Annotated in this window: 16 protein-coding genes; 8 read left to right on the top strand and 8 right to left on the bottom strand. The window is 44.6% G+C overall.

Annotated elements, in window-relative coordinates:
* Window positions 1–15 precede the first annotated feature (15 nt).
* The 5 genes from surA (at window position 16) to apaH (ending at window position 4,371) form a co-directional block, all read left to right on the top strand.
* Window positions 16–1,299 carry a peptidylprolyl isomerase SurA gene (gene surA, locus R7127_RS01210; protein ID WP_005379672.1) on the top strand — a complete coding sequence of 428 codons (1,284 nt, stop codon included), beginning with the start codon at window positions 16–18 and terminating at the stop codon, window positions 1,297–1,299.
* Complete coding sequence (gene pdxA, locus R7127_RS01205) at window positions 1,289–2,287, top strand: 4-hydroxythreonine-4-phosphate dehydrogenase PdxA (RefSeq protein ID WP_005379670.1); 999 nt, start codon at window positions 1,289–1,291, stop codon at window positions 2,285–2,287. The genes surA and pdxA overlap by 11 nt, the downstream gene beginning before the upstream one ends.
* Window positions 2,284–3,093: a 16S rRNA (adenine(1518)-N(6)/adenine(1519)-N(6))-dimethyltransferase RsmA gene (gene rsmA, locus R7127_RS01200; protein ID WP_005379669.1), complete on the top strand. Its 810-nt coding sequence runs from the start codon at window positions 2,284–2,286 to the stop codon at window positions 3,091–3,093. The genes pdxA and rsmA overlap by 4 nt, the downstream gene beginning before the upstream one ends.
* A gap of 75 nt (window positions 3,094–3,168) precedes the next feature.
* The gene (gene apaG, locus R7127_RS01195) at window positions 3,169–3,549 is read left to right on the top strand and encodes a Co2+/Mg2+ efflux protein ApaG (RefSeq protein WP_005379668.1); all 381 of its coding nucleotides are present in this window, start codon (window positions 3,169–3,171) and stop codon (window positions 3,547–3,549) included.
* Between the two features lie 15 nt (window positions 3,550–3,564).
* Entirely contained in the window at window positions 3,565–4,371 is an 807-nt protein-coding gene (gene apaH / locus R7127_RS01190; RefSeq protein WP_005379667.1) for a bis(5'-nucleosyl)-tetraphosphatase (symmetrical) ApaH, read from the top strand.
* A 269-nt stretch (window positions 4,372–4,640) separates the two neighbouring features.
* Here apaH and folA read toward each other — a convergent pair whose 3' ends face one another.
* From folA to rplU, 6 genes are all read right to left on the bottom strand, one after another.
* The gene (folA, locus tag R7127_RS01185) at window positions 4,641–5,120 is read right to left on the bottom strand and encodes a type 3 dihydrofolate reductase (protein WP_005379666.1); all 480 of its coding nucleotides are present in this window, start codon (window positions 5,118–5,120) and stop codon (window positions 4,641–4,643) included.
* Between the two features lie 9 nt (window positions 5,121–5,129).
* Window positions 5,130–5,603, bottom strand: a complete 474-nt coding sequence (locus R7127_RS01180) for a threonine/serine exporter family protein (RefSeq protein ID WP_005379665.1) — start codon at window positions 5,601–5,603, stop codon at window positions 5,130–5,132.
* Window positions 5,603–6,403, bottom strand: a complete 801-nt coding sequence (locus R7127_RS01175) for a threonine/serine exporter family protein (RefSeq protein ID WP_005379664.1) — start codon at window positions 6,401–6,403, stop codon at window positions 5,603–5,605. Before R7127_RS01175 ends, R7127_RS01180 begins: the two co-directional genes overlap by 1 nt.
* A 196-nt stretch (window positions 6,404–6,599) precedes the next feature.
* Complete coding sequence (gene cgtA, locus R7127_RS01170) at window positions 6,600–7,775, bottom strand: Obg family GTPase CgtA (RefSeq protein WP_005383091.1); 1,176 nt, start codon at window positions 7,773–7,775, stop codon at window positions 6,600–6,602.
* A 212-nt stretch (window positions 7,776–7,987) separates the two neighbouring features.
* Complete coding sequence (gene rpmA, locus R7127_RS01165) at window positions 7,988–8,245, bottom strand: 50S ribosomal protein L27 (protein ID WP_005383095.1); 258 nt, start codon at window positions 8,243–8,245, stop codon at window positions 7,988–7,990.
* Between the two features lie 20 nt (window positions 8,246–8,265).
* Window positions 8,266–8,577 carry a 50S ribosomal protein L21 gene (gene rplU / locus R7127_RS01160; protein WP_005383096.1) on the bottom strand — a complete coding sequence of 104 codons (312 nt, stop codon included), beginning with the start codon at window positions 8,575–8,577 and terminating at the stop codon, window positions 8,266–8,268.
* A gap of 256 nt (window positions 8,578–8,833) precedes the next feature.
* Here rplU and ispB point away from each other — a divergent pair, with 256 nt between their 5' ends.
* On the top strand, window positions 8,834–9,805 hold the full coding sequence (gene ispB / locus R7127_RS01155; RefSeq protein WP_025768368.1) for an octaprenyl diphosphate synthase: 972 nt from the start codon (window positions 8,834–8,836) through the stop codon (window positions 9,803–9,805).
* A 93-nt stretch (window positions 9,806–9,898) separates the two neighbouring features.
* Here the strand turns inward: ispB and R7127_RS01150 are convergent, their stop codons facing one another.
* Window positions 9,899–10,090, bottom strand: a complete 192-nt coding sequence (locus R7127_RS01150) for a hypothetical protein (RefSeq protein WP_005379661.1) — start codon at window positions 10,088–10,090, stop codon at window positions 9,899–9,901.
* Between the two features lie 113 nt (window positions 10,091–10,203).
* Entirely contained in the window at window positions 10,204–11,139 is a 936-nt protein-coding gene (gene mdh / locus R7127_RS01145) for a malate dehydrogenase (protein WP_005379660.1), read from the bottom strand.
* Between the two features lie 359 nt (window positions 11,140–11,498).
* Here mdh and argR point away from each other — a divergent pair, with 359 nt between their 5' ends.
* Both argR and R7127_RS01135 read left to right on the top strand, forming a co-directional pair.
* On the top strand, window positions 11,499–11,969 hold the full coding sequence (gene argR, locus R7127_RS01140) for a transcriptional regulator ArgR (protein ID WP_005379659.1): 471 nt from the start codon (window positions 11,499–11,501) through the stop codon (window positions 11,967–11,969).
* 405 nt (window positions 11,970–12,374) lie between these two features.
* Window positions 12,375–13,343, top strand: a complete 969-nt coding sequence (locus R7127_RS01135) for a TAXI family TRAP transporter solute-binding subunit (RefSeq protein ID WP_005379657.1) — start codon at window positions 12,375–12,377, stop codon at window positions 13,341–13,343.
* Window positions 13,344–13,633 lie beyond the last annotated feature (290 nt).

The following is a 13,633-nucleotide window of genomic DNA, read 5'->3' as shown; positions in this document are numbered from 1 at the left end:
CTGACGGAATTTTAAATGAAAATTTGGAAATCAATCTTATTCACGACCCTACTCTCTTGCGGAGCGGTTGCAGCACCAGTAGAGATCGATAAGGTTGCGGTCATCGTGAATGACGGTGTAGTTCTACAAAGCGACATCGAAACAGCGATGAAAACGCTGCAAGCCAACGCTCGTCAAAGTGGAAAGAGCTTACCTTCTACCAGCGTGTTAAAAGAACAAGTCGTTGAAAAACTTATCATTGATACGTTGCAAGGCCAAGAAGCTGACCGTATTGGTGTACGTATTGACGACAACCGTTTAAACCAAGCGATTGCAGAGATCGCACGTAATAATGAGCAATCGGTAGAACAACTCGCTGCTTCTGTAGAAAGTGAAGGTTTAAGTTACCCAGAATTCCGCGAACAAATTCGTAAGGAAATCGCCGCATCAGAAGCTCGCAATGCACTGGTTCGTCGCCGTATTAATATCCTTCCAGCAGAGGTCGATAGCCTTGCTGAGCAACTATCACAAGAAACCAATGCGACTGTTCAATACAAAATTGGACACATTCAACTGCGCTTCTCTGACGATAAAGAAAAATCTGCTGTAGAAGCAGAAGCTAAAGCGCTCGCGAAAAAGCTAAACGAAGGTGCAGACTTTACGGAGATGGCCTACACCTACTCTAAAGGTCCTAAAGCTTTACAAGGTGGTGACTGGGGCTGGATGCGTAAAGAAGAGATGCCGACCATCTTTGCTGATCAGATCAAGATGCAAAACAAAGGCAGCATTATTGGTCCATTCCGTAGTGGCGTTGGTTTCCACATCCTAAAAATAGAGGATGTCAAAGGCCTAGAAACGGTTGCGGTAACGGAAGTAAATGCGCGTCATATTTTGATTAAACCAACCGTGATTCTGAGCGACGAAGGGGCGAAGAAGCAACTGAATGAATTTGTACGCCGCATCAAAGCCGGTGAAGCAACGTTCGCTCAATTGGCAACACAATACAGTCAAGATCCTGGCTCGGCAGCACAAGACGGTGAACTAGGTTATCAAACACCAGATCTTTACGTGCCAGAATTCAAGCACCAAGTAGAAACTCTGCCAGTTGGCTCAATCAGCGAACCGTTCAAAACCGTTCACGGCTGGCATATCGTTGAAGTGTTGGATCGTCGCCAAGTTGACCGTACTGACTCAGCGATGAAGAATAAAGCTTACCGCATTCTATTTAACCGTAAATTTAATGAAGAAGCGGGCGCATGGATGCAAGAGCTACGCGCAAGTGCGTTTGTTGAAATCGTGGATGACAACAATGACAACTAATACAATTCGTAGAATTGTCGTAACCGCAGGGGAACCTGCGGGTATCGGCCCAGACTTAGTGCTTGCCCTATCGAAAGAAGATTGGGCGCACCAAATTGTCGTCTGTGCCGATAAGAATATGCTGATGGAGCGAGCCAAGCAGCTTGGCATCGAAGTCCAACTGTCTGATTACAATCCAGAAGAAGCACCTAAAGCACAAAAAGCGGGCACGCTTATCGTTGACCATATCCAAATATCGGAACCTGCGGTCGCAGGTGAGCTCAATGAAGCGAATGGCCACTATGTACTAAAAACGCTAGAAAGAGCGGCTTTAGGCTGTATGAATGATGAATTTGATGCTATTGTCACCGGCCCTGTTCATAAGGGGGTGATTAATCGCGCAGGTGTTGCATTCAGTGGTCATACTGAATTTTTCGCCGAGAAGTCACAAACGCCGCTAGTTGTAATGATGCTAGCAACGGAAGGACTACGCGTGGCGCTGGTTACAACACATATTCCTTTAGCTTATGTGTCCAAAGCTGTCACCGAAGAGCGATTAGAAAAAATCATCGATATTCTTCATAAAGACCTTGTAGAAAAGTTTGCTATCGCACAACCAAACATCTACGTTTGCGGGCTTAACCCTCATGCTGGCGAAGATGGCTGCTTAGGTCGTGAAGAGATCGAAACCATCACTCCGACACTGGAAAAAATTCGACAAGAAAAAGGTATCAACCTGATCGGCCCTCTGCCGGCTGATACCATTTTCAATGAAAAATATTTAAATGATGCTGATGCTGTTTTAGGCATGTACCATGATCAAGTATTGCCAGTATTAAAATACAAAGGCTTTGGTCGTTCAGTAAACATTACTCTTGGTCTACCTTTTATTAGAACATCGGTGGACCACGGTACTGCATTAGATCTGGCAGGGACAGGTCAAGCGGATACAGGGAGTTTCCGAACAGCGCTCACGCATGCGATAGATTTGGTAGAGAAGAAACAATGAGAAATGATGTCCATTTAGGACACAAAGCGCGTAAACGTTTTGGTCAAAACTTCCTGAACGATCCATACATTATTGATGGGATCGTATCAGCGATTAACCCAAAACCAGGTCAAAACCTGGTTGAAATCGGTCCTGGTCTTGGTGCAATCACTGAGCCGGTAGGTCGTGAAGTAGATAAGTTCACAGTTATCGAATTAGACCGCGATCTGGCGGAACGCCTACGTACTCACCCTGAACTGGCAGATAAGTTGACCATCCATGAGGGTGACGCTATGCGTTTTGACTTCACTCAACTAGTGAAGCCAAACAACAAGCTGCGCATTTTTGGTAACTTGCCATACAACATCTCTACACCATTGATGTTCCACCTTTTTGAGTTCCATAAAGACATTCAAGACATGCACTTTATGCTGCAAAAAGAAGTGGTAAACCGCTTAGCCGCCGGCCCTGGCAGCAAAGCTTACGGCCGTTTAACGGTAATGGCTCAGTACTACTGTAAAGTGGTACCGGTACTGGAAGTACCGCCAACGGCATTCGTTCCACCACCGAAAGTGGATTCTGCCGTTGTTCGTTTAGTGCCTTACGAAGAGCTGCCATGCCCGGCGAAAGATCTGCGTTTGCTCGATCGCGTTTGTCGTGAAGGCTTTAACCAACGTCGTAAAACCGTTCGTAACTGCTACAAATCGTTGTTAAGCACAGAAGTACTAGAAGAGCTAGGTGTTAATCCAAGCATGCGTCCAGAGAACCTGACGCTAGAACAATTCGTCGCAATGGCGAACTGGCTTGCGGATAACCCGCAGCACTAAGAACTCAAACAATGAGCCAAACCCTTGTAGGTTTGGCTTATTATTATTGGGATATTACGTTTCTGAGGAGTGCACATGGACGTCATTCAACCTTGCATCAAAATTCAAGTTCACACCAAATACATCGAAGAACAGTCCAACCCAGAGCTACAACGCTACGTTTTCGCTTATATCATCACCATCAAAAACCTTAGCCAGCAAACCGTACAGTTAGTGAGCCGCCGCTGGCTAATCACAGACTCGAATGGCAAGCAAATGACGGTTGAAGGTGACGGAGTGGTAGGCCAGCAGCCCTTTATTCCAAGCAATGATGAATACACGTACAGTAGCGGAACCGCGTTAGAAACCCCTGTCGGCGTTATGCAAGGACACTACAAAATGCTGGATGAGAAAGGGCAAGAGTTCATCACCGAAATTGAACCATTTCGCTTGGCTGTTCCAAATGTTTTAAATTAGTAAATTGGAGATTCAGTGGCTACCTATATTGTTGGTGACATCCAAGGCTGTTTTGATGAATTGCAGCGACTACTAGAAAAAGTATCTTTCTCTGCGAAAAAAGACCAACTTTGGCTTGCTGGTGATTTGGTCGCCAGAGGGCCTAAATCACTAGAAACGTTACGCTTTGTGAAGTCACTTGGCACAAGCGCAATCGTCGTGCTTGGTAATCACGACCTTCACCTTCTTGCAGTGGCTCACGGGATAAAAAAGGTCAAAGACAAAGATAGAACCGCACCTATTTTCACGGCCCCTGACAAAGAGGAACTACTGACATGGCTAGCTCAGCGACCTCTATTGGCCGAGCATGACGAGTTCGTGATGTGTCACGCTGGCATATCACCGCAGTGGAATCTAAAAACAGCGAGAAAGTGTGCCCGTGAAGTTGAGCGCATCATCCAAAGTGAAGAGCTGCCTTGGCTATTAAAAAACATGTACAGCAATCAACCTGATTCCTGGGATGACTCTCTACAGGGTTTGGACCGATACCGTTATATTATCAATGCTTTTACGCGGATGCGCTTTTGTTTCCCTGATGGTCGTTTGGATATGGATTGTAAATTGCCACCGCAACAAGTTTCCGGTAACGAACTTATTCCATGGTTTGATGTGCCTAAACGTATCCACTTAAACAAAGCGGTGCTCTTTGGGCACTGGGCTGCACTACAAGGCTATATGAACAACGAAGTCATCGGGCTAGATACTGGCTGCGTTTGGGGCGGAAGCCTAACCATGATCCGTTGGGAAGATAAGAAAATTTTTACTCAGGATGCGTTAAGTTAAACACTGAATAACAGTCGATAATCCATAGTAGGAAGAATACTTGTCACTTAACACCCCCTGTAGGGTCATTCCAACGAGCCTTAACGAGACTAGGAATCTAATATCCTCGCGCTGCGAATAGATAGAAATACCTTTGACAACAAGGTACTCGTATAGAGGCTCCTGAATCTCGCTCTTTCGTCGCTTTTCAGGATGACGGTAGGTTGGGATGGCCGCTCGCTGTTACACGAACGGCATTACCGTATTAACTACGCGGTGTTAATCTCGAATTACTTTTCTAACACAGTAAAGCGCATGTTGTAGGCGTTCTTCTCATCGGCTTGATACATTTCTGAGTAAGTTTCCTTAAACTCGTCTCCCCAATCTGGGAACTGAGTATCACCATCAATGGCCGCTTCAATGTGTGTTACATACAGTTTATTGGCCATAGGCAGACAAGTGGTGTAAATCGCACCACCACCAATGATCATCACTTCTTCCACATCACCTGCGACTTCCAGAGCCTGCTCAATCGATGTTACGGTAGTGACGCCTTCGATCTTTAGTGTCTCATCACGGCTAATAACAATATTCAAGCGACCTGGTAAAGGGCGACCAATAGACTCATAGGTTTTGCGTCCCATCACAACCGGTTTTCCCATGGTACAACGCTTAAACCAAGCGAAATCGGCGGGAAGATGCCAAGGCATTTGATTGTCTTTGCCAATGATGCGATTGTCGGCCATAGCGGCAATCATACTAATGATCATGTTAGGTCCTTATACAATTGGTCTGCGGCGATAGAATAACAGCCCTGGAACCGCAAGACCAACAGCTAAACCTGCAATAATAAACATGGCCTTAAGAAAGTTTTCCATACAGGTTGCGACAAGCTCGGGTGAGTAGCCAACATGATTGATTTCTACCATAGCGATCATTGCTTTGTACGCAAACACACCCGGCACCATCGGGATCAAAGCAGCCACAGTAAACACTTTTGGATGCGCGAGAAAACGGTGAGACCAGTACACACCAATCATCCCAACTAACGTCGCAGCAAAAAAGGTTGCCCACTCAATAGGAATGCCAAACTGCATCATCAAGTAGCGGCTACCATGACCAATCGCGCCACCAACAGCGCAATACACTAAAGCTCTTTGTGGTACGTTAAAAACCAATGCAAATCCTACAGCGGGAATCGCCGCAAAAAACATGTCATTCAAAAGGCCAAACATCAAATCAAATAAACTCATTAGATAGCCCACCCCCAAATTCCAGTTACACTCATCGCAGCAACGATCCCCAAACATGTCGCCAACGTTAGTAAACTAGCCATCACAAATCGAGCAATCCCCATATTAATGTGGCCTTTCAACATATCTGCGACAGAGTTAATGAGTGGGAAACCAGGTACAAGCATTAATACTGACGATGCCATTGCTACGGTAGGTAGATTACCGATTTGGTAAATTTCCGCCTGTGCTGAAATTAAGGTGGTCACAAAAGCGGTCGCAGCAAAGTTCAATAGAGGGTTGAAATGACGATGACCAATTTCTTGGCGAACGATCATGCCACCAGCTGAAGCTAAAAAGGTCATAATGAATACTCCCCAATCACCACCAGCTAGATGACTGAATGCCGCACAAGACAAGCCAATCATAAACACCACCAACCAGCGGTTATAACGCTCTGGACTGATAGCGTTCAGCTTTTTCTGCGCCATGGTTGAATCGAGCAAACCACGTTCCATCATGATACAGATTCGTTGAATTTGCGTAATAACGCGCATATTGATGCCACGATCAGCGCAGCTTCGGGTGGTGGTGATGCAATGCCCATCCATTACCGTCGTCACAACCAATGCATTAGCTGATAGTGCTACCGCAACTTCATTCACCCCACAAGCAAGGCCAATACGACGCATAATATCGCTCACAAGAGTACTTTCAGCACCATGAGCAAGTAGCATTTGTCCGGCTTGGGCGACAAGACGAGAAATCGATCGTTGAGTAGATACCGCCAACTCTCTAGGCGGTATGGTTTCTAGAGTCATAAATAAGTCTAATTCCTTTTAGGGTGTTACTCATTCATACGCGCGAGGGCCAAACTAACCCTCAAAAAAACACGACGTATCAGTTATTGTGCCGTAAATCACATCACCTAAATATGATTTAGATACAAAAAAAGCCGCAATAGATAATTGCGGCTTAATGAATTATAGGCAAACAGGCATTGTTTGACCGTTCTGATTAGTCACGAACGTAGACAACGTGACCGTCATCTTCTTCATCGTCCCAGTCATCCCAATCGTCGTCGTCATCTTCAGTGATAACGTCTTTACCCGCCATCGCATCTTTATGGTAATCATCCCACATGAAGTTAACTTTATCTTCTTCAGCCACTTCTTCCTCTTCGCGAGGTAGGTTATCCATAAAGTCAGCCAGTTTGTAACAAAGCTCTTTAGTACCGTTACGATTGATCGCCGAGATCTTAAAGTACTCGTCTTCCCAACCTAGTGCGTCTAAGATTTCTTGGATCTTCTCATTCGCTTCTTCTTCAGGCATTAGATCAACTTTGTTGAACACTAACCAACGCGGCTTACTTGCCAGTTTTTCGCTGTATTGTTCTAGTTCATCAATGATCGTCAATGCATTTTGCACCGGATCGGACTGATCAATTGGCATAATATCGATCATGTGCAGCAACACTCGACAACGCTCTAAGTGCTTCAAGAATCGAATACCAAGGCCAGCGCCATCTGCTGCACCCTCGATCAAACCAGGGATGTCTGCAACAACAAAACTTTTCTCTGGTACGACACTTACGACACCCAAGCTTGGGATCAAAGTCGTGAATGGGTAATCAGCGACTTTCGGTTTTGCTGCTGATACTGCGCGGATAAAGGTTGATTTACCAGCATTAGGTAGACCAAGCATACCCACATCAGCAAGAAGCAATAGCTCAAGGCGAATTTCGCGTACTTCACCCTTTGTACCCAATGTTCTCTGACGAGGCGCGCGGTTTACTGAAGATTTGAAACGCGTGTTACCTAGACCGTGCCAACCGCCTTTCGCGATCATCACTTTCTTACCGTGTTCAGCAACTTCCGCCACGATTTCATTTGTGTGGATATCCACAGCGCGCGTACCCACAGGTACACGAAGAACGATGTCTTTACCACGCTTACCGGTACAGTTACCACCGCGACCGTTTTCACCACGCTCAGCTTCGTAGAAGCGCTGGAAACGGTAATCAATCAGGGTATTTAGGTTTTCATCAGCTTGGATATAAACATCACCACCGTCACCGCCATCACCGCCATCAGGGCCACCTTTAGTGATGAATTTTTCACGCCAGAAACTGACAACGCCACTACCGCCATCACCAGCCTGAACTTTTACTACCGCTTCATCTACGAACTTCATCTTTTACTCCGACTACTTCGTGCGTGGATTAAATCTTACTATGTCATCCGACAATTTTAGCAGATGACAGATCTAAGCTCCCAGATTCAAATCGCTTAGGATCTTAGCGAGAAACTTCGATATGTCGACTACCACAAATAAAAAACCCCGCCGATTCGGCAGGGCTTTTGAATTCAGCTTAAAGCTATTAAGTAATTTGGTTAAAAACCTAATTACTCAGCTTCGATGCTTACAAACTTACGGTTCTTAGGACCTTTCACTTCGAACTTCACTTTACCTTCAGTAAGAGCGAATAGAGTGTGGTCTTTACCGATACCTACGTTGTTACCAGCGTGGAACTTAGTACCACGTTGACGAACGATGATGTTACCTGCAAGTACAGATTCACCACCGAAACGCTTAACACCTAGACGTTTGCTTTCTGAATCGCGGCCGTTACGAGTAGAACCACCAGCTTTTTTGTGTGCCATTGTTAAACTCTCCTAATAGATTAAGCGTTGATACCAGTGATCTTCACTTCAGTGAACCACTGACGGTGACCCTGTTGCTTACGAGAGTGCTTACGACGACGGAACTTAACGATTTTAACTTTATCGCCACGACCGTGTTGTACAACTTCAGCAACAATTTTGCCGCCCTCTACAAGAGGAGCACCAACTTTGATGTCTTCGCCGTTAGCAACAAGAAGAACTTTATCAAATTCTACAGTTGCACCAGTTTCAACGTCTAATTTCTCTAAACGAAGAGTTTGACCTTCGCTTACACGGTGTTGTTTACCACCAGATTGGAAAACAGCGTACATATTTTACTCCGCTTTTTCCGCACAGCCTTTCTTGAGGGTGTGCGCTAAACTAATCATCAATAGGGCGCAGATTCTACAGAATAGATGCTCCTATGACAAGCCATATTTTGAAAAAATTGGCGAAAAGCTAATCGCCAAAGAAAAGTGCGGCAATCATGCCCTTTAGTAATGTATTAATCAACGTTTTTTAGTGTATTATTCGACAATTATATAAATCGAATAAGCCTTGCAGGGTCTAACTTCAGCCGGATATACGATGGATTTTAAAACTATCCAAGCGCTTACTGCCGATGACATGGCAAAAGTGAATGAAACAATTCAAGCCCAACTTAATTCTGATGTCTCTTTAATCAACCAGCTCGGTTTTTATATCGTGAGTGGTGGAGGCAAACGTCTAAGACCGCTTTTAGCGATACTGTCAGCCCGTGCACTTGGTTACCAAGGCAATGGTCATACAATGGCAGCTGCGTTTATTGAGTTTATCCATACAGCGACTTTGCTGCATGATGACGTGGTAGATGAATCAGACATGCGCCGTGGTAAAGCCACTGCGAATGCAGCATTTGGCAATGCGGCTAGCGTATTAGTTGGGGACTTTATCTATACACGCTCATTTCAGATGATGACAGAACTAGGATCCATGAAGATCCTTAAACTAATGAGCAATGCCGTAAACGTGATCGCCGAAGGTGAAGTACAGCAGTTGATGAACTGTAACGACCCTGACACGACAGAAGAAAGCTACATGCAAGTCATCTACTCTAAGACTGCGCGCTTATTTGAATCCGCAACTCAAATCGGTGCAATCTTAAATGATGCTCCTGAGCATGTTGAAATCGCAATGCAAAATTACGGTAAGTATCTAGGCACTGCGTTTCAGCTCATTGATGACGTCATGGATTACACTTCTGATGGCGAAGACATGGGTAAAAATGTGGGTGATGACTTGGCCGAAGGCAAGCCAACTTTACCTCTACTCCATGCTATGCGTAATACCACACCAGAAAACTCAATCATGATTCGTGAAGCGATTGAGAAAGCGAATGGCATGGATCGCTTAGAAGAAATTCTTGCGGTCATGAAAGAAGCAGGCTCTCTGGAATACACAACGCAAAAAGCTCTAGAAGAAGCAGACAAAGCAATCGCAGAACTATCAGTGTTGCCAGAGTCTGAATACAAACAAGCGCTTGTTACTCTGGCTCATGTCGCAGTACAACGCACGAAGTAATCAATAGCTACCCATAACGCAAGACTTATAGCAAAAAGGAAGAGCATGCTCTTCCTTTTTTACGTTTGATACCTAATGACGACGCCGGAGGCGCTAGTAATATCTGTCACTACCGCCATGCAGTTGTGGATCATCTTCTATTTCATCAAAGCTAACGGCGAGCTGCTGTTCAGTCCCTTGTTTGGACAACAATACCGTCTCTGCTTCATGGTCGACCACTAATATCGTACCGACGCCTTGTTGGCACTCAACAACCATGCCTTTACGGATTCGACTCGCTTCCATCATCTTCTCCTTCACCACGTGGTTTTATTCGACCATTTTTACGAAGTTGAGAAATCAAGGATCAAAAAAGCCGATCAAAATGATCGGCTTTTTTCTTATATAGGCTTTCTAGATTACTTTGCGAATTCAACACCAATGTTGATGTCGCCATTTAGTGTTTCTAGCATACCGTCTAATGCAGACTTTTCGTAATCGCTGAGTTTGCCGTAGCTTAGTACTTCTTCAACGCCTTCTTTACCCAGTTTCACAGGTTGCGCGAAGTAAGTCGCGTGTTCGCCGTCGCCTTCAACGTAAGCGCACTCAACTACGCCTTCTTCACCTTGAAGAGCACGAACCAGAGACAGACCAAAGCGACATGCAGCTTGGCCCATTGATAGTGTTGCACTACCACCACCCGCTTTAGCTTCTACAACTTCAGTACCTGCATTTTGAATACGTTTCGTTAATGCTTCTACTTCTTCAGCTGTAAACTCAACACCTTCTACTTGAGACAGTAGAGGTAAGATCGTTACGCCAGAGTGACCACCGATTACTGGCACGCGAACGTCACCTGGATCTTTGTCTTTTAGCTCAGCAACAAACGTTTCTGAACGGATAACATCCAACGTTGTTACACCAAATAGACGACGCTTATCATAAACACCCGCTTTTTTAAGAACTTCAGCAGCAATTGGCACTGTTGTATTTACAGGGTTTGTGATGATACCAACACAAGCTTTCGGACAAACAACCGCAATCTTCTCCGCTAGCGATTTAACGATACCAGCGTTTACATTAAATAGATCCGCACGATCCATACCTGGCTTACGCGCAACACCAGCAGAAATTAGCACAACATCCGCGCCTTCTAGTGCTGGAGTAGGATCTTCACCAGCGTAACCTTTGATAGAAACTGGCGTAGGGATGTGGCTAAGATCAGCGGCCACACCAGGAGTTACTGGAGCAATATCATATAGGGCTAGATCAGAACCAGCAGGAAGACGGTTCTTAAGTAGAAGGGCCAGGGCTTGACCGATGCCACCAGCGGCACCAATAACGGCTACTTTCATGTAGTTCTCCTTGAGAGTATTTCTCTTATAAACGTATTCGTAGGGTAGTTTGTAACCAACTTAAATAAAGCTATCGGAATCACAACTTGATTACAATCAATTAACGCTAGCTTTGCGACCTCGCGCAACTCGCTGTTACCGTGCTACAAATGGGGCCTGGATTATTCTTTTATTCTGTTGAAATGACAAGGAATTCAAGAAAACAGATACAGCCCTACTTCAGCGCGCTAAAGAATTCTATGTGGTATATAGTTTACAGTGACGCATCTAACATAATACTGGGACTCTTTGGCACCGCCTGAATATATATGCGAGAATATGCAAAACTGCTGACCCGTAATAAGAGATTTGTAATGACTATGCGCAATTCAGAAAAACAAGACAACTTAGTTCGCGCCTTTAAAGCCCTGTTAAAAGAAGAAAGCTTTGGCTCACAGGGCGAGATTGTTGACGCACTCAAACAGCAAGGGTTTGAGAGTATCAACCAATCTAAAGTCTCACGTATGCTGACTAAATTTGGCGCCGTCCGTACGCGCAATGCAAAAATGGAAATGGTTTACTGTCTTCCTGCTGAGCTAGGTGTCCCAACAGTCAGCAGCTCTCTGCGTGAACTGGTACTAGACATCGATCGTAACGCAGCGTTAGTAGTAATTCACACCGGCCCAGGTGCAGCACAGTTGATTGCTCGCTTGCTTGATTCACTCGGTAAATCCGAAGGTATTCTTGGTGTTGTCGCAGGTGACGATACCATTTTCATTACGCCAACCATGGCAATTACGACTGAGCAACTCTTCAAATCAGTGTGCGAGCTGTTCGAATATACTGGTTAAGTTCTATAAAGCTTCAATCAGCTAACTCATTGTGGGTTATAAAAGAAGTCTCATTTTGTAGCCCATAATTTATGTAAATTTTTTGCTTACTCCGCTCATTCTTTAACCATCCGTTTTGTGATTAACATCACGCAATTGATCTTTTTCATTTCAGTCACTAAATGTTAATTAAGTAATTGTTATAAAAAGAATTAAATCACAAATTGAATCCTATCCCCTGATACAAAATTCAGACTTATCAACTATAACATTTAACAATTGGATAATTTTCTGCCAATTTTTTGTTATGATTCGCTCGCTTTTTCAAACGATTGGATTGAAAAAGGTGCCGTTTCCAAATAGGAAACTCCAGAAGTGATTTATGGTTATTTCCGGGTAAATAATGAATATAAGGAAGGGAAATTCATGGCATTTAACAAACTTCTCAAAGTAGGCGCTATCGCTGCAGCCGTAATGGGCGCAGGCGCAGTTAACGCTCAAGAGTTTATTACCATCGGTACTGGCTCTGTGACAGGTGTTTACTACCCAACTGGTGGTGCTATCTGTAAGTTGGTAAATAAAGGTCGTAAAGACCACAACATCCGTTGTTCAGTAGAATCGACTGGTGGCTCAATTTACAACGTTAACACTATCCGTGCAGGCGAATTAGATTTTGGTATCGTGCAATCGGATTGGCAGTACCACGGCTACAACGGTACGAGCAAGTTTGAAGAACAAGGCCCGTACAAGAAGCTACGCGCAATGTTCTCTCTTCATACAGAACCTTTCAACATCATTGCGCGTGCAGATTCAGGTATTGAAAACGTTGAAGACCTGAAAGGTAAGCGAGTAAACATCGGTAACCCAGGCTCTGGTGACCGTGCAACGATGGGCGTTGTCATGGAAGCGATGGGCTGGACAAACGACAGCTTCAAATTGGCGTCTGAGCTAAAAGGCTCTGAACGCTCTCAGGCACTTTGTGATAACAAAATTGACGCCTTCATTTACATGGTCGGCCACCCGAACGGTTCAATCAAAGAAGCAACCACATCATGTGATGCGAAGCTAGTTTCAGCAACAGGCCCTAAAATCGATAAAATTGTTGCCGACAACCCATACTACGCCTTTAGCTCAGTACCGGCTGGTATGTACCGCGGTACAGACAAAGACGTAAACAGCTTTGGTGTTGCAGCAACAATGGTAACGACCTCTGACGTTTCAGACGATGTCGCTTACAACGTGGCAAAAGCTGTGTTTGAAAACTTTGATACCTTCAAACGTCTACACCCTGCATTCGCAAACTTGAAGAAAGAAGATATGGTGAAAGCTGGTCTTTCTATTCCTCTTCACCCAGGTGCAGAAAAATACTACAAAGAAATGGGTCTAATTAAGTAATTTCCTCAGACTCTACATACAGGCAGGAAAGAATATTTTCTGCCTGTTTGAGCATACAGGTTGTAGCACGTTCTAACTGTATGCTTCATTCGCCAGTTTTCTTCTGAAAACTGCGAGCTCATACCCAAGAAAACTTAAACGCCGCCTAACAGAGTATCCAACAATCAACACTTTGAGTTCAGGCAGCAAAATACTCGAAAGCAAACTTCGCTCCATTCACTACACTGATAGAGGCGAAGTGTGGTTCTCGATAAAAATCAGACAGGACCATCAATAATAAGGAAAAAGTA

The sequence above is a fragment of the Vibrio sp. 1159 genome (assembly GCF_033340395.1).
Classification (GTDB): Bacteria; Pseudomonadota; Gammaproteobacteria; order Enterobacterales; family Vibrionaceae; genus Vibrio; species Vibrio alginolyticus.
This window is presented reverse-complemented; position numbering and strand designations above follow the sequence as displayed.